Annotated in this window: 18 protein-coding genes and 1 pseudogene; 7 read left to right on the plus strand and 12 right to left on the minus strand. The window is 71.8% G+C overall.

What is annotated here, in order from left to right; genetic code table 11:
* Positions 1-152: 152 nt before the first annotated feature.
* From ACGFZK_RS11270 to ACGFZK_RS11285, 4 genes are all read right to left on the minus strand, one after another.
* Entirely contained in the window at positions 153-1,853 is a 1,701-nt protein-coding gene (locus ACGFZK_RS11270) for a methylmalonyl-CoA mutase (RefSeq protein ID WP_393848619.1), read from the minus strand.
* Positions 1,854-1,951: 98 nt separating this feature from the next.
* Positions 1,952-2,281, minus strand: coding sequence for a DUF3817 domain-containing protein (locus ACGFZK_RS11275; protein ID WP_393848620.1), 330 nt, complete (start codon positions 2,279-2,281; stop codon positions 1,952-1,954).
* Between the two features lie 52 nt (positions 2,282-2,333).
* The gene (locus ACGFZK_RS11280; protein ID WP_393848621.1) at positions 2,334-2,843 is read right to left on the minus strand and encodes a MarR family winged helix-turn-helix transcriptional regulator; all 510 of its coding nucleotides are present in this window, start codon (positions 2,841-2,843) and stop codon (positions 2,334-2,336) included.
* A gap of 21 nt (positions 2,844-2,864) precedes the next feature.
* Complete coding sequence (locus ACGFZK_RS11285) at positions 2,865-4,121, minus strand: MFS transporter (RefSeq protein ID WP_393848622.1); 1,257 nt, start codon at positions 4,119-4,121, stop codon at positions 2,865-2,867.
* A gap of 105 nt (positions 4,122-4,226) precedes the next feature.
* Between ACGFZK_RS11285 and ACGFZK_RS11290 the strand changes: the two genes are divergently transcribed.
* Together ACGFZK_RS11290 and ACGFZK_RS11295 are read left to right on the plus strand one after the other, a co-directional pair.
* Entirely contained in the window at positions 4,227-5,222 is a 996-nt protein-coding gene (locus tag ACGFZK_RS11290) for a DUF5937 family protein (RefSeq protein ID WP_393848623.1), read from the plus strand.
* Between the two features lie 171 nt (positions 5,223-5,393).
* Positions 5,394-6,437, plus strand: coding sequence for a glycoside hydrolase family 6 protein (locus ACGFZK_RS11295; RefSeq protein WP_393848624.1), 1,044 nt, complete (start codon positions 5,394-5,396; stop codon positions 6,435-6,437).
* Positions 6,438-6,450: 13 nt separating this feature from the next.
* Here ACGFZK_RS11295 and ACGFZK_RS11300 read toward each other — a convergent pair.
* The 6 genes and pseudogenes from ACGFZK_RS11300 to ACGFZK_RS11325 form a co-directional block, all read right to left on the minus strand.
* Positions 6,451-6,621, minus strand: a pseudogene (locus ACGFZK_RS11300) (galactose oxidase-like domain-containing protein); the annotation flags it as partial.
* Between the two features lie 21 nt (positions 6,622-6,642).
* Positions 6,643-7,272 (minus strand): TetR/AcrR family transcriptional regulator, encoded by a 630-nt coding sequence (locus tag ACGFZK_RS11305; RefSeq protein WP_393848625.1) that lies wholly within the window; start codon positions 7,270-7,272, stop codon positions 6,643-6,645.
* Positions 7,269-7,958 (minus strand): DUF4166 domain-containing protein, encoded by a 690-nt coding sequence (locus tag ACGFZK_RS11310; RefSeq protein WP_393848626.1) that lies wholly within the window; start codon positions 7,956-7,958, stop codon positions 7,269-7,271. The genes ACGFZK_RS11305 and ACGFZK_RS11310 overlap by 4 nt, the downstream gene beginning before the upstream one ends.
* Positions 7,955-8,653 carry a hypothetical protein gene (locus ACGFZK_RS11315; protein ID WP_393848931.1) on the minus strand — a complete coding sequence of 233 codons (699 nt, stop codon included), beginning with the start codon at positions 8,651-8,653 and terminating at the stop codon, positions 7,955-7,957. The genes ACGFZK_RS11310 and ACGFZK_RS11315 overlap by 4 nt, the downstream gene beginning before the upstream one ends.
* Positions 8,654-8,838: 185 nt before the next feature.
* A complete protein-coding gene (locus ACGFZK_RS11320; RefSeq protein WP_393848627.1) occupies positions 8,839-9,135 on the minus strand; it encodes an MTH1187 family thiamine-binding protein in 297 nt (98 codons plus the stop codon).
* Entirely contained in the window at positions 9,132-9,476 is a 345-nt protein-coding gene (locus ACGFZK_RS11325; RefSeq protein WP_393848628.1) for a DUF3817 domain-containing protein, read from the minus strand. The genes ACGFZK_RS11320 and ACGFZK_RS11325 overlap by 4 nt, the downstream gene beginning before the upstream one ends.
* Before the next feature lie 146 nt (positions 9,477-9,622).
* Between ACGFZK_RS11325 and ACGFZK_RS11330 the strand changes: the two genes are divergently transcribed.
* From ACGFZK_RS11330 to ACGFZK_RS11350, 5 genes are all read left to right on the plus strand, one after another.
* Positions 9,623-10,261, plus strand: coding sequence for an AIM24 family protein (locus tag ACGFZK_RS11330; protein WP_393848629.1), 639 nt, complete (start codon positions 9,623-9,625; stop codon positions 10,259-10,261).
* A complete protein-coding gene (locus ACGFZK_RS11335) occupies positions 10,261-10,911 on the plus strand; it encodes an AIM24 family protein (protein WP_361938379.1) in 651 nt (216 codons plus the stop codon). Before ACGFZK_RS11330 ends, ACGFZK_RS11335 begins: the two co-directional genes overlap by 1 nt.
* A gap of 11 nt (positions 10,912-10,922) precedes the next feature.
* Complete coding sequence (locus ACGFZK_RS11340) at positions 10,923-11,726, plus strand: AIM24 family protein (RefSeq protein WP_393848932.1); 804 nt, start codon at positions 10,923-10,925, stop codon at positions 11,724-11,726.
* Between the two features lie 62 nt (positions 11,727-11,788).
* Positions 11,789-12,265 (plus strand): MarR family winged helix-turn-helix transcriptional regulator, encoded by a 477-nt coding sequence (locus ACGFZK_RS11345; RefSeq protein WP_393848933.1) that lies wholly within the window; start codon positions 11,789-11,791, stop codon positions 12,263-12,265.
* A gap of 139 nt (positions 12,266-12,404) precedes the next feature.
* A complete protein-coding gene (locus ACGFZK_RS11350) occupies positions 12,405-12,998 on the plus strand; it encodes a PepSY domain-containing protein (protein ID WP_393848630.1) in 594 nt (197 codons plus the stop codon).
* A 54-nt stretch (positions 12,999-13,052) separates the two neighbouring features.
* On the opposite strand, the gene meaB is transcribed toward ACGFZK_RS11350, so the two are convergent.
* Together meaB and ACGFZK_RS11360 are read right to left on the minus strand one after the other, a co-directional pair.
* The gene (meaB, locus tag ACGFZK_RS11355) at positions 13,053-14,045 is read right to left on the minus strand and encodes a methylmalonyl Co-A mutase-associated GTPase MeaB (RefSeq protein ID WP_393848631.1); all 993 of its coding nucleotides are present in this window, start codon (positions 14,043-14,045) and stop codon (positions 13,053-13,055) included.
* Positions 14,046-14,100: 55 nt separating this feature from the next.
* The gene (locus ACGFZK_RS11360; protein ID WP_393848632.1) at positions 14,101-15,300 is read right to left on the minus strand and encodes an acetyl-CoA C-acetyltransferase; all 1,200 of its coding nucleotides are present in this window, start codon (positions 15,298-15,300) and stop codon (positions 14,101-14,103) included.
* Between the last annotated feature and the right edge of the window lie 81 nt (positions 15,301-15,381).

The following is a 15,381-nucleotide window of genomic DNA, read 5'->3' on the forward strand; positions in this document are numbered from 1 at the left end:
TTGGGGGTCCCCCAACGTCCCCGTGCCTATTGTCGCGGGCCCGGCCCGGCCCCGCGGCTTCTCACCCGGGGGCGGGGTGTTGGGCCCCCCCGTGCGGGGCCCCCATTCCCCGGCCGTCACACACATGCCGTCACACACATGCCGGCGCCGGACTAGAAGCCCGGCGGCTCCGTGTACGTGCCCCACTCGTCGCGCAGGACGTTGCAGATCTCGCCCATCGTGGCCTCGGCCCGCACCGCGTCCAGCATCGCCGGGATCATGTTCGACCCGTCCCGGGCGGCGTCCAGCATCGCCTTCAGCGCCGCGTCGACCTTGGCGTCGTCGCGCCGGGCCTTACGGGCCGCCAGCTCCCGTACCTGGACGGTCTCGACCTCGTGACTGACCCGGAGGATCTCCAGGTCCCCGGTGACCGACCCGTGGTGCACGTTGACACCGACGACGCGCTTGTCGCCCTTCTCCAGCGACCGCTGGTACTGGAAGGCCGACTCGGCGATCTCCCCGGTGAACCAGCCGTCCTCAATGCCGCGCAGGATGCCCGAGGTGATCGGCCCGATGGGGTGCTGACCGTCGGGGTGGGCGCGCAGGCCGCGCTCCTTGATCTGCTCGAAGATCTTCTCGGCCTCGGCCTCGATGCGGTCGGTGAGCTGCTCCACGAACCAGGAACCGCCCAGCGGGTCCGCCACGTTGGCGACGCCGGTCTCCTCCATCAGCACCTGCTGCGTGCGCAGGGCGATCTCGGCCGCCTGCTCGCTCGGCAGGGCGAGGGTCTCGTCGAGGGCGTTGGTGTGCAGGGAGTTGGTGCCGCCGAGCACGGCCGCGAGGGCCTCGACGGCGGTGCGCACGACGTTGTTGTACGGCTGCTGCGCGGTCAGGGAGACACCGGCGGTCTGGGTGTGGAAGCGCAGCCACATGGACTTCTCGCTCTTCGCCCCGTAGACCTCCTTCATCCAGCGGGCCCAGATCCGGCGCGCGGCGCGGAACTTGGCGATCTCCTCGAAGAAGTCGAGGTGCGCGTCGAAGAAGAAGGAGAGGCCGGGCGCGAAGGCGTCGACGTCCATCCCGCGCGAGAGCCCGAGCTCCACGTAGCCGAAGCCGTCGGCGAGGGTGTACGCGAGCTCCTGCGCGGCCGTCGCCCCGGCCTCGCGGATGTGGTAGCCGGAGACGGACAGCGGCTTGTAGGCCGGGATGCCCTTCGTGCAGTACTCCATGAGGTCGCCGATGAGGCGCAGGTGCGGCTCCGGTTCGAAGAGCCACTCCTTCTGGGCGATGTACTCCTTGAAGATGTCCGTCTGGAGCGTGCCGTTGAGGACGGCGGGGTCCACGCCCTGCCGCTCGGCGGCGACCAGGTACATGCAGAAGGCGGGCACGGCCGGGCCCGAGATCGTCATCGAGGTCGTGACGTCACCGAGCGGGATGTCCTTGAACAGGACCTCCATGTCGGCGGCGGAGTCGATGGCGACGCCGCAGTGGCCCACCTCTCCGAGGGCGCGGGGGTCGTCGGAGTCGCGCCCCATGAGGGTCGGCATGTCGAAGGCGACGGAGAGCCCGCCGCCGCCGGCGGCCAGGATCATCTTGTAGCGCTCGTTGGTCTGCTCGGCGTTCCCGAATCCGGCGAACTGCCGGATGGTCCAGGTCCGCCCTCGGTAGCCGGTGGCGTGGAGGCCGCGGGTGTACGGGTACTCACCCGGCCACCCGATGCGCTCGAATCCCTCGTACGCGTCGCCGGGCCGGGGCCCGTAGACCGGTTCGACGGAGTCGCCGGAGAGCGTGGTGAAGTCTGCCTCGCGCTTGCGGGCCTTGTCATAACGGGCCTGCCAGCGACGGCGGCCTTCCTCGATGGCGTCAGCGTCCATACCCATGAATTTACTAGGACGTCCTAGTAAATGTCGATGGGAAACCCCCGGGGACTCGCCCCGGGGGTGAGTGACGCTCGCCTCGTACGAGGCCCCGCTCAGGCCCTGGCGGTCGCGAGCGAGTCGTTGACCAGCGGCTCGACCTCGGCGCGGACCTTGCGCTCGACGAAGAAGGCGGCCAGCGGAATCGTTCCGCTGATCATGACCCAGAGCATCTTGCCGAAGGGCCAGCGGGCCTTGGAGCTCAGGTCGAGGGCGAAGGCCAGGTAGATCATGAAGAGCACACCGTGGGCCTGCGAGACCACGAAGGTCAGGTCGGCGCCGGTGTCGAAGCCGTACTTCGCCACCATGCAGACACAGAGGATCAGGAGCATGACCGCGGTCACGTAGGCCATGACGCGGTAGCGGGTCAGCACGCTTCGTTTCATGCGGACGAGCCTAGCCGTCCGTTTTGCTCGATCTTGACGCGGCCCCGCGGACCTAGGACTCCTCGAAGTCGGCCGCGGCCACCCGCAGCGGGCGCAGCAGCGCGAAGATCTCCCCGCACTCCTCGGCGTCGTACGCGCGGAGGCCGAACTCGACCGCCATCAGGTCCTTCGTGGCCGCCTCGACGACCTCGCGGCCCTTCTCCGTGATGGAGGCGAGGGTGCCGCGGCCGTCGTTCGGGTTGGGCCGCTTGGCGACCAGCCCGGACTTCACCAGCCGGTCCACGGTATTGGTCACCGACGTGGGGTGGACCATCAGCCGCTCGCCGATCTTCGACATCGGCAGCTCGCCGGCCTTGGAGAAGGTGAGCAGCACCAGTGCCTCGTACCGGGCGAAGGTCAGCCCGTACGGCTTGACGACCGCGTCGACCTCGCCGAGCAGGATCTGGTGCGCGCGCATGATCGAGGTGATCGCGGCCATCGAGGGCACGGGTCCCCAGCGCTGCTGCCAGAGCTCGTCGGCGCGGGCGATGGGGTCGAAGGGAAGGCTGAGCGGCTTGGGCACGCAGCCGACCCTACCGGGAGGTCACTTCGCGGCGGGCGCCGTCTCACCCCTCAGTCGTTCCTCCTGCCGGACCGCGGCCCGGAGTTCGGCGAGGAGCAGCAGGACCACCCCCGTACCGAGGACCCCGGAGCCGGTGACGACCGTGTGCACGGGCAGGAATTCGGCGGCGAGGCCGGCCAGCGCCATCCCGACCCCCTGGAGGGTCATCAACCCCGTGCTGAGCAGGGTCATCGCCCGGCCGCGCAGCTCGTCGGGAACGGCGTCGACGTACCACTGGTCCAGCCCGAGGGTGTACGCGTGGGCCAGCCCGGCGAGCAGCAGCGCGGCGAGGACGAGGGGCAGGCCCGGCCGGAGTGCGAAGAGCAGGAGCGGCAGCAGACCGGCGGAGGCGAGCGGGATCACGATCCGCGCGCGCGTTCGGGCGGTGAGGGCCGAGCCGGCCCAGAGCTCCCCGGCGATGGTGCCGACGGGCATGGCGCACATCATCAGGCCGAGGGCGGCGGTGCCGACTCCGATGCCGTCGGCGTACGGGGCGAGCAGCGCCTCGGGCGCGACGAGGAAGACGGGCGGCAGCCAGAACATCAGCATCAGTGCGCGCAGCCGCCGCCGGCCGAGCACGGCGCGCACTCCGGCGAGCGGGGAGGTACGGGCACCGGTGCGGGCGGGACGGTTGCGGGTGCCCAGCCGGAGCAGCAGCGCGGAGCCGAGGAATCCGGCGGCGGTGAGGGCGATGGCCCCGCGCGGCGCGAGCACGGTGAGCAACAGCCCGCCGAGGCCGAAGCCGATGAGCTGGGCGCTCTGGGCCACCATGCGCAGCAGCGAGCGGCCCAGGACGAAGGTGTCGCCGGAGCCGAGGATGTCGGCGAGGGAGGCGTTGCGCGTGCCCTGGAACAGCGGTGCCACGAAGGCCATCGCGCAGCGCAGGACGAGGAGCACGGCGACGGGCGTGCCCGGCAGCACCATGGCCGCCGCGCAGAGGGCGCAGACGAGGTCGCACGCGACGAGCACCCGGCGGGCGGGGTGGCGGTCGGCGATCCCGGCGAGGAGGGTGCCGCCGAGGACGTACGGGAGGAAGCCGAGGGCGAAGGTGAGCGCGCTCATCAGGGGCGAGCCGGTGGTGCGGTAGACGAGGACGGACAGCGAGATCTCGGCGATGACCACGCCGAACACGGACAGCAGATGGGCGCAGAACACGGTCCGGAACTCCCGGACCCGGAACACGGAGCGGTAGCCCGGTGGCGGTGTGGACCGCCCGGGCGCCTGGATGTCGGCTGGCATGGGCCCAGCGTTCCGGGCCCGCACCCGGCCTCCCAGAGATTCGCCTGTGGCCGAATGTTGGGGCAGAGTCCCTGGAACAGGGAGGAAGAGGAGGGGAGGGGCCGGATGGGACTGCACCACTACTTCGGGCACGAGGACCTGCTGCGGTGCCGGTTCGCGCTGTCGCCCGCGTGGGAGACGCAGGAGGCGGTCCGCACCCTGAACCGTCCGGACCGGCAGGGCTACCACCTGCCCTGGCTGCGGCGGATCCGCGCCGCAGCCGACGGGCTGGACCTGCGGCCGCTGTGGCTGCTGATGCCGAACCGGGGGCACAGTACGGACTTCATCAGCCCGCCGCCGAGCGGACCCGGGGTCTCCTTCGAGGAGGAGCTCGAGCTGATCCGCGGGGCGGATCCGGCCGCGGCGCGCGAGGACATGCGCAAGTCCCTGGCCTGTACGCCGGGCGCCCTCGGCAGCGACCTGGGCCGGGCCCTGCTCGCCGATCCGGCGCGGGCCGTGCGCGAGCTGGCCGATCTGATGGAGCGGGCCTGGAGCGTACTGATCGAGCCGCACTGGCCACGGCTGCGGGCCCTGTTGGAGGCGGACGTCGTCTTCCACTCGCGCCGCCTGGCCGCCGGCGGGCTGGAGTCGCTCTTCGACGGCCTGCACCAGGACCTCTCCTGGGACGGCGCCTCCCTCACCCTGACCATCGAGCGGCGCAGTCACCACGAGCGCGTCCTGGGCGGCCGGGGGCTGTTGCTGATGCCGAGCGCCTTCGTCTGGCCACAGATCGCGGGCGGTTTCGACCCGCCCTGGCAGCCGACCATCGTCTACCCGGCCCGCGGCATCGGCGCACTGTGGACCCCGGTCCAGGAGGACACCCCGGCCGCGCTCGCCCGTCTGCTGGGCCGGGCCCGCGCCGAGGTGCTGTGCGCGCTGGAGGAACCGGCCTCCACCACGGCGCTGGCCCACCGGCTCGGCCTGGCCCCGTCCACCGTCTCGGCCCATCTGGGGGTGCTGCACGCGGCGGGGCTGCTCATCTCCGCCCGCCACGGCCACCAGGTCCGTTACGAGCGCACCCCGCTGGCGATCGCTCTGACCACGGGCGACCCGGCCCGCTGAGCCCGGCCCGCAGAACCCGGCCCGCTGAGCCCGGCCCGCAGAGCCCGGCCCACTGAGCCCGGCTCGCTCCACCCCGCCGCCCGGTGTCGCACGGGCACGCCAACTGCCGGACATGTCACCATATTCCGGTATCCCGGTCCGCTGCCCGACCCTTCGTCCCGAGGAAGCCGGATGCCCCCCGCCGCTCGCAGGCCGCGTTTTCGAACCCCCGCCCCCGTCCTCGGCCTCCTCCTCCTGCTCCTCGCGGCGGCCCCCGCGTGCAGCGGGGCGTCCACGCCCGAGCCGGGAACCCCCGCCGCCACCCCCCGGGCCCCCTCCCCCATCGTGGCGGCCGAGGAGTCCCCCTTCTGGGTGGACCCGAAGAGCGACGCCGCCCGCCAGGTCGCCGCCTGGGAGGCGGCGGGCCGCAACAGCGACGCCCAGGTGCTGCGCCGGATCGCGGACCGCCCGCTCACCCTGTGGGGACCGAGCGGCGACCCCGGCCCCGAGATCCGCCGGGCCAGGACGGGGGCCAAGGCCACCGGGCGGACCCTGCTGCTCGCCGCGTACAACATCCCGTACCGGGACTGCGGGCAGCACTCGGCCGGCGGCGCCCCGGACGCCCGGGCCTACCGCAGCTGGATCGGCGCCTTCGCGGATAACATCGAGGACACCAAGGCCGTCGTCGTCCTGGAGCCGGACGCCGTCGCGCACGTCATCGACGGCTGCACCCGGCCCGAGCACCACGCCGAGCGCTACCGGCTGCTCTCCGAGGCCGTCGACCGGCTGAAGAAGAACCGGAACACCAAGGTCTATCTGGACGCCGGCAACCCGGCCCGGATCCCCAACCCGATGGACCTCGTCGAGCCCCTGTTCAAGGCGGGCCTCGCCCGCGCCGACGGCTTCTCCCTCAACGTCTCCAACTTCCAGCCCGACGCGGCGGCCCGGGCCTACGGCGCCAGGATCTCCGAGGGCGCCGGCGGCAAGCACTTCGTCATCGACACCAGCCGCAACGGCGACGGGCCGCTGCCCGGCAACCGCAGCCGGGCCTGGTGCAACCCGCCGGGCCGCGCCCTCGGGACACCGCCGACCGACCGGACGGACGACCCGCTCGTCGACGCGTACCTGTGGGTCAAACGGCCAGGCGAGTCCGACGGGACCTGCCGCGGCGGCCCGGCGGCCGGCACCTGGTGGCCCGACTACGCCCTGGGTCTGGCCCGCCGCGCCAGGGACTGACGCGGAGCCGGGCCTACGGGACCGCCGGCTCCGGGGCCTTCACCCGGAGCCACCTCGCCACCGAGGGCGTGCCGTCCGCGTCGGTCACGAAGAGCATGTACCAGCCGGGCGGGACCAGCGTCGGGTCCTGCGGGACCTCGACCGTGACCGAGTCGTCCGTCCTGGTCGGCCCGAGCTCGATGGCCGGCCGGGCCCCGGTCCGGGGTCAGCGGGTGCCGCGGCGCAGGCCGTGGCGCACCACGCGCTGGCTCAGCGAGCCCAGGCCTTCCAGCACCGTGGCCAGCCCGGCGAGCTGTTCCAGCGCGTCGAACGCGCTGCCGGCGCCCAGCGGGTCCACCCCTTCGTACAGCTCGATGCCGATGAAGGAGGCGGCCGTGGCCCGGGCCAGCCCCGCCGGGTCGGCGTACCCGTCCAGCGGGGTCGCCGCCAGCAGTCGGGCCAGGACCTTCTCCAGCTCCTGGATCCACAGCCCGAGCCCGTCGGCGGTGGCGGCGGCGAGGGTGGGCGAGCTCTGCCCGGCGGCCAGCAGCTGCCCGAGCATGGCGACGTTCCCGGCGGCCCGTTCCTCGCCATGCATCGCGCGGGCGAACTCCAGCAGTTCGGCGAGGCTGCCCAGCTCGGCGAGCCGTTCGCGGTAGCGGGCCACCCGCTGCTCGGCGCCGAACCGGCAGGCCGCGGCGAGCAGCTCGTCCACGGAGCCGAAGTGGTAGAAGATCAGCCCCTGCCCCACCCCGGCGGTGGCCGCGATGGTGCGGGCGGAGGTCTTGGCGATGCCCTGCTCGACCAGGGTGCGCAGGGCTCCCTCTAGGAGCTTCTCCTTGGTGGCGGCGCTCATGCCCGGACCTCCTCGCGGACGGGTCGCAGGTCGCCGCAGAGCCCCGTCGCCCACCGGTCGCGGGCGTCGACGTACTCCGCGGCGAAGGAGCCCTCGTAGCCGAAGAGCGGTCCGAAGCGCCGGTTGACCACCCGCACCCGGATCCGGAAGCGGCCGGTGGCCTCGTCGAAGGACTCTCGGACCTCGGCGTCGCCGCCGATGAGGTCGGGGACGCGGACGTCCACGGGGCCTTCGCGGAAGCGGTGTTCACCGGAGCGGATGAGCAGGGAGCCGTCGGGCTCGGCGCTCATGTGGAGGTCGCTGGCGAGGTGCTGGTGGGTGCCCAGGTAGTCGAGGACGCAGTCGCGCTCGGGGCTGTGGACCATCGTGGCGTCGAAGCGGTGGGGTCCGCCGGGCAGCTCGAAGGTCCGCACGAAGGTGACGGTCTCCCGGCCGAAGGAGTCGCGGTAGGGGAGGTTCTCGATGACGAAGGGGACGTTTCGGCCCTCGCGCGGCACCAGGATGTTGCGCATGCCGCCGAGCCGCAGGAAGGGTTTCACATAGCCGGGGCCGTGCCATATCCGCTCCATGGTGCCGCGGCCGACGCAGCCCTCTCCGCTCGCCAGCCCCACCGAGAAGCGGCGCTGGATCTGCGGGTGCAGACGGTCGAAGTCGGCGCCCATGTGGGCCCGGAAGATGGAGGTCATGAGGGCTCCAGGGTGCTGAGCAGGCGGGGCGCGGCGGCGGGGGTGCGGCCGGGCGGGGTGCGCCGGCAGCGACGGGCGGCCGGGGTGCCGGGCAGCGGGGGCAGCAGCAGGGCGGCGGCCAGGACGAACAGGGCGGCCACCGGCGGCGCGTACACGAGGGCGGCGGCGCACAGCAGTGCGCGCAGGGCACTCTCGCCGATCGCGCGGGCGAGGGCGCCGCCCGGGGTGGTGCCGCGCTCGCACCACAGACGCAGCCGGTCGAAGGACCAGGCGGTGGCCCAGCCCATGAGCGGGCGGAACACCAGCCGGTCGGCGAGGGCCCCGAAGCGGCCCCAGCGCGGGCGGTAGTCGTAGCCGGTGAGGAAGCGGATCCCGTCGGGGCCGGGGACGTAGCGCCAGTACCCGCTGCCCTCGGCGAGCAGCGACAGCGGATGCTGCGAGGCGAACCGCAGGGCCGACACCCGGGTCCCGTCGTCCCGGTGGCGTTCCCCGGCGGAGACGCCGGTCCCGTCGACGGAGAGGAACGGCAGCACCCGGGTCGCGTACCGGAACCGCTGGGGTTCGCCCTCGGCGCGCGGCAGGTAGCCGATGGAGGTGAACCGCAGGTCCCAGCGCTGGTGCTGCGCCGGGTCCTGGCTGCGCTCCCAGAGCTCGTCCATCCCGGCCCGGACCACCGTCTCGACGTACAGGCCCATCTCCGCCCCCCGTTCCACGCGTTGAGCAATCGCTCAACCGGCACCCTAGAGGAATTTGAGCGATCGCTCAATACGCACCCGTCCGGGCTCTCCGGGCATGCGAAAGCGCCCCCGGCCGGGAGGCCGGGGGCGCTTTCGGACGTATCGGCGGAACCACCGCCGGAAGGGGAGCCGGTGAGGGCGTCTCAGCCGCCGGTCAGGTGCCGCTCCACGGTCTCGACCTTGGAGGTGATCCCGTCGTGGACCCCGGGGCGGATGTCGGCCTTCAGGATGAAGGAGACGCGCGGCGCCCTCTCCTCCACGGCGGCCACCGCGCGCCGAACCACGTCCATGACCTCGGCCCACTCACCCTCGACGGTGGTGAACATGGCGTCGGTGCGGTTCGGCAGCCCCGACTCGCGGACCACCCGGACCGCGTCGGCGACGTACTCGCCGACCTCTTCGCCGACCCCCAGCGGGGTCACCGAGAACGCGACGATCATGCGCCGGCCGCCTCGCGCGCCCGGGCGGCGATCACGCTGTCGCCCTCTTCACGCTTGAGGAGCTTGTCGCCGTAGAGGCCGCCGAAGGGCACCAGCGCGAGGAGGAAGAACAGCGCGACCTTCCTGAAGGGCCACTTCGCCTTGCTCCAGACGTCCAGCAGGAAGACCGCGTACAGGACGAACAGGATCCCGTGGATGGCACCGAGCGGCATCATCAGGTAGTCGATGTCCGAGACCCGGCTCAGCAGCGAGCCGAAGATCAGCAGGGCCGGGAACGACAGCGCCTCCGGGACCGAGACGAGGCGGAGGCGGTGCAGGGCGGAGGCGGTCTTGATGTCCACGTGGAACCTTCGGGGTGGAGGCCAGGGTTCTTCCCAGTGTCTCAGCCGCTTTGCGGGATCTTGACCCGGCCCCATATCTCCCGGGTGTGGCATATATCGGCCACGGGGCCCTGTTCGGGGTCGCCCGGTGCCGATAACGTCTTCCCGTGGCTCAGTTCCGACTCCAAGGCAGCAAGGTGCTGGCCGTCGACCTGACCGGGGACGCCGTGAAAGCGAAGAACGGCTCCATGGTCGCGTACGACGGGCAGATGGCCTTCAAGAAGATGACCGGTGGCGGCGAAGGCCTCCGCGGCATGGTGACCCGCCGGCTGACCGGCGAACAGATGACGGTGATGGAAGTGCAGGGGCACGGCACCTGCTTCTTCGCAGACCGTGCAAGTGAGATCAATCTGGTCAACTTGCACGGCGAGAAGCTCTACGTCGAGTCCAGCAACCTGCTGTGCACCGACGCCGGCCTGCGCACCGGCACGACCTTCACCGGCCTGCGCGGCGCGACGTCGGGCAACGGCCTGTTCACCACGACCGTCGAGGGCTCGGGCCAGGCCGCGATCATGTCCGACGGCCCGGCGGTGGTGCTGCGCGTGAGCGCCCAGTACCCGCTCTCCGTCGACCCCGGCGCCTACATCGCGCACACGGGCAACCTCCAGCAGTCCTTCCAGTCGGGTGTGAACTTCCGCACACTGATCGGCGAGGGCTCCGGCGAGTCGTTCCAGATCCGCTTCGAGGGCGAGGGCCTGGTCTACGTGCAGCCCAGCGAGCGCAACACCGTCGGGGGCGACATCTGATGCCGTTCCGCGAGATCAACTCGAAGATGGTCGAGGCCCAGGTAGTCCCGGGCCAGAAGATGTACAGCCAGCGCGGCGCGATGCTCGCCTACCGCGGCGAGGTCTCCTTCACCCCGAGCATGACGGGCGGTCAGGGCGGGGTGATGGGCATGATCGGGCGCCGCGTGGCGAACGAGCAGACCCCGCTGATGACGGTCGAGGGCAGCGGCACCGTGATGTTCGGCCACGGCGGCCACCACATCCAGGTCATCAACCTGACCGGCGAGACCCTCTACGTCGAGGCCGACCGGCTGCTCGCCTTCGACGGCACCCTCCAGCAGGGCACGATGTTCATGGGCTCCCAGGGCGGTGTCATGGGCATGGTCCGTGGCCAGGTGACCGGCCAGGGCCTCTTCACCACCACCCTCAAGGGCCACGGCTCCGTCGCCGTGATGGCCCACGGCGGGGTCATCGAGCTGCCGATCACCCCCCAGCGCCCGGTCCACGTGGACCCGCAGGCGTACGTCGCCCATCACGGCGAGGTGCGCAACAAGCTCTCCACCGCGCTCGGCTGGCGGGACATGGTGGGGCGCGGCTCGGGCGAGGCGTTCCAGCTGGAGCTGTCCGGCCAGGGCGCGGTGTACGTACAGGCCTCCGAGGAGAAGCTGTGAACTTTGGCCCCGTGACCGGCGGCCCGGGCGGCCCGACGGTCTTCGACCCGTACACGCTGCCCTCCGACGACAACGTGAACGCGTACACCTTCTGCGTGGAGCTCAAGGGGAGCCAGTGGTTCCTGCAGAAGGGCAAGATGATCTCGTACTACGGGCGCATCGAGTTCAACGGCATCGGCAACGGGCGCTTCGACCGGCTGCTGCGCACCAGCTTCCACTCGCCGCTGCACGCCAGTGACTGGGTGGTGGCCGAGGGCTCGGGCAAGATGCTGCTGGCCGACCGGGCCTTCGACGTGAACTCGTACGACCTGGACAACGGCAACCTGACGATCCGGTCCGGCAACCTGCTCGCGTACCAGCCCTCGCTCGCGCTGAAGCAGTCGATCGTCCCGGGCTTCCTGACGCTGATCGGAACCGGGAAGTTCGTGGCGGCGTCGAACGGTCCGGTGGTGTTCATGGAGCCGCCGCTGCGCGTGGACCCGCAGGCCCTGGTGGGCTGGGCGGACTGCCCCTCGCCGTGCCACCACTACGACCACGGCTACATGACGGGCGTGATGGGCGGACTGCGCTCGCTGACCGGCATCGGGGGCAGCTCGGGCGAGGAGCACCAGTTCGAGTTCGTCGGTGCGGGGACGGTGCTGCTGCAGTCGTCCGAGATGCTGATGGCCGAGCAGGCGATCGGCGCGGTCGGCGCGGGCGCGGCCACGGGCAACGCGCAGGGTGTTCCGGGGGCCGGTCAGGGCCCGATGGGGCAGCTGGGCGTGCCGCGGATGCCGGGACAGCTGGGTGATCTCCAGCGCCGCCTCGGACTGTGACCCTCTGACGTCCACTTTTGTACGTAATTCAACTTCTTAGATAGAGTTCATTCATGGAGACCATGGAGACCGAGACGGCCACGCGCTGGCTGACCGATGCCGAGCAGTGCGCCTGGCGCACCCACCTGGACGTCAGCAGACTGCTGATGCACCAGCTGGAAAAGGATCTCCAGCCCTTCGGACTCACCAACAACGACTACGAGATCCTCGTGAACCTCTCCGAGTCGCCGGACCACCGGATGCGGATGAGCGATCTCGCGACCGCCACGCTGCAGTCCAAGAGCCGGCTGTCGCACCAGATCACCCGCATGGAGACCGCGGGCCTGGTCCGCCGGGTGAACTGCGAGTCCGACCGCCGCGGCCTGTACGCGGTGCTCACGGACGAGGGCATGGAGACGATGCGCAAGGTCGCCCCGCACCACGTGGCGTCCGTCCGCCAGCACTTCATCGACCTGCTGCCGCCGGACGCCCTGGCGGCGCTGCGCGCCTCGCTGGCCCCGGTGGCCGAGCACCTGCGCGACAACCGCGGCAAGGTCTGACCCCGGAGCCGTCCGGGCCGCGGGCGCTCGTCGCGCCCCGGACGGCGATGGGCCCGACAATGGCTGGGAACGCTCGCTACCGGCCCTTCGCCTGTGGGCGACCACAGGCACCCGGGGCCGGCCTGAGGAGGTCCAGCCTATGAAGCGCAACGTGTTCGTCTCAGCAGCCGCGTCCGTGGTCCTGCTGGTCGGAGGCCCTGTGGCGACTGCCGCCGCGGCGTCCGCCGACACGGCGAGAACCGCCCCCGCGGCCGCCGCCCGAGCCGACGTCACGGCCGAGCAGGCCGTCGCCGCCGCCCTCAAGGACTACCCGGGCGTCGTCGAGTCCCTCGACAGGGACGGCAACGTGTGGCACGTGGACGTGATCACCAAGGACGGCAAGGGCCACGCCGAGCTGCAGGTCGACGCAGCCACCGGCAAGGTGACCCGCGGGAACGTCGACACCAGCGAGAACGCCGCCGAACACCAGGATCTGCTCGCCGCCAAGGTCACCGCGGAGCAGGCCGCCAAGGCGGCCGTGGCCGCCCACCCGGGCACGGCCTGGACCGTGGAATGGGACTCCGACGACAACGGCGGCAAGGCCGCGTACTGGCACGTCGAAGTGAGGGGCACCGACGGCAAGACGTGGGACGGCTCCGTCGACGCCACGACCGGCAAGGTCACCACCCAGTCCGGCACGGACGGCAACTCGGACACCAACAGCGACACCAACAGCGACAGCGACAGCGGCTGACCGCATACGGCAGGAGCCGTGCCCCCGCCGGGGGCACGGCTCCCGTCACGCGCGTCAGGCGTCCGCAGCCGTCGCTCCCCCGTCGGCCGCCGAGCCCAGTTCGGCCAGCAGCGCGTCCGACGCCGCGTACGGGTCCAGCTCGCCCACGGCCACCCTGGCGGCCAGGGCGTCGAGGTGCGCGTCCCCGCGCAGGTCCGCGATGCGGGCCCGCAGCGCCGTCACGGCGATCGTCTCGACCTCCCGGGCGGCCCGGTCGGCCCGGCGCCGGGCCAGCACCCCGCGCTCGTCCATCCACGCCCGGTGCTTCTCCAGCGCCTCGACCAGCTCGTCGATGCCCTGGCCGCGGGCCGCGACCGTCTTCACGATCGGCGGCCGCCAGTCGTCCCGGCCACGCGCCTCGCCCAGCCCCAGCATGTGGTTCAGCTCCCGGGCGGTGGCGTCCGCACCGTCCCGGTCCGCCTTGTTGACCACGTACACGTCGCCGATCTCCAGGATTCCCGCCTTGGCGGCCTGGATCCCGTCGCCCATGCCGGGGGCCAGCAGCACCACCGAGGTGTCGGCCTGCGAGGCGATCTCCACCTCCGACTGCCCGACCCCGACCGTCTCGACCAGGATCACCTCGCAGCCGGCCGCGTCCAGCACCCGGATCGCCTGCGGGGCGGCCCAGGCCAGCCCACCCAGGTGGCCCCGGGTGGCCATGGAGCGGATGTAGACCCCCGGGTCCGAGGCGTGGTCCGACATCCGCACCCGGTCGCCGAGCAGCGCCCCGCCCGAGAAGGGCGAGGACGGGTCGACGGCGAGGACGCCGACCCGCTTGCCCGCCTTGCGGTACGCGGACACCAGCGCCGAGGTCGAGGTCGATTTGCCGACGCCCGGCGACCCCGTCAGCCCCACCACGTACGCCCCGCCCGTCAGCGGGGCCAGCGCGGCCATCACCTCGCGCAGCTGCGGGGACGCCCCCTCGACCAGGGAGATCAGCCGGGCCACCGCTCTCGGCCGGCCCTCACGGGCCTGGGCCACCAGCTGGGGGACGTCCACCGCCGTCATACGTGCTGCGCTCCTCGGTTCTCGTACGGGTTCCTGCGGGCCCTGCCGTGCCTGCCTACTTGGCGACGCGCACGATCAGCGCGTCGCCCTGACCGCCGCCGCCGCACAGGGCGGCCGCGCCGACGCCGCCACCGCGGCGCTTGAGCTCCAGCGCCAGGTGCAGCACCACACGGGCTCCGGACATGCCGATCGGGTGCCCCAGGGCAATGGCGCCACCGTTGACGTTCACCTTTTCCGGGGTCACGCCGAGGTCCTTCATTGACTGCACGGCGACCGCCGCGAAGGCCTCGTTGATCTCGATGAGGTCCAGGTCGGAGACCTCCAGGCCCTCCTTCTTCAGGGCGTGCAGGATCGCGTTGGACGGCTGCGACTGGAGGGAGTTGTCGGGGCCGGCCACGTTGCCGTGGGCGCCGATCTCGGCGATCCACTCCAGGCCGAGCTCCTCGGCCTTCGCCTTGCTCATCACGACCACCGCGGCCGCACCGTCGCTGATCTGGGAGGAGGTGCCGGCGGTGATCGTGCCGTCCTTGGCGAAGGCCGGACGCAGCTTGCCGAGGGACTCCGCCGTGGTCTCGGGGCGGATGCCCTCGTCCGTCGAGAAGATCACCGGGTCGCCCTTGCGCTGCGGGATCTCGACGGGGACGATCTCGGCCTCGAAGACGCCGTTCTTCTGCGCGGCCGCGGCCCGCTGGTGCGAGGCGGCGGCGAACTCGTCCTGCGGGGCGCGCTCGATGCCCAGGCGGGTGTTGTGCTTCTCGGTGGACTCGCCCATCGCGATGTTCTCGAAGGCATCGGTGAGGCCGTCGTAGGCCATGGCGTCCAGCATCTGGATGGCGCCGTACTTGAAGCCCTCGCGGGACTTGGGCAGCAGGTGCGGCGCGTTGGTCATGGACTCCTGACCGCCCGCGACCACGATGTCGAACTCCCCGGCGCGGATCAGCTGGTCGGCCAGCGCGATCGCGTCCAGGCCCGAGAGGCACACCTTGTTGATCGTGAGGGCGGGCACGTTCATCGGGATGCCGGCCTTGACCGCCGCCTGGCGGGCGGGGATCTGGCCCGCGCCGGCCTGCAGCACCTGGCCCATGATCACGTACTGCACCTGGTCGCCGGAGATCCCGGCCCGGTCCAGCGCGGACTTGATGGCGAAGCCGCCGAGGTCGGCACCCGAGAAGGACTTCAGCGAGCCGAGCAGCCGCCCCATGGGCGTGCGGGCCCCGGCGACGATCACAGAAGTGGTGTTGTTCGATCCGGACATGAGGCACAGCCCCTTGGATGAGGAGTGAACGAGGGTTTACGTGAATGTACTGGGCGGTACCGCAGCGGTCACCGGGCTGCC

The sequence above is a fragment of the Streptomyces sp. NPDC048257 genome (genome assembly GCF_043201855.1).
Taxonomy (GTDB): Bacteria; Actinomycetota; Actinomycetes; order Streptomycetales; family Streptomycetaceae; genus Streptomyces.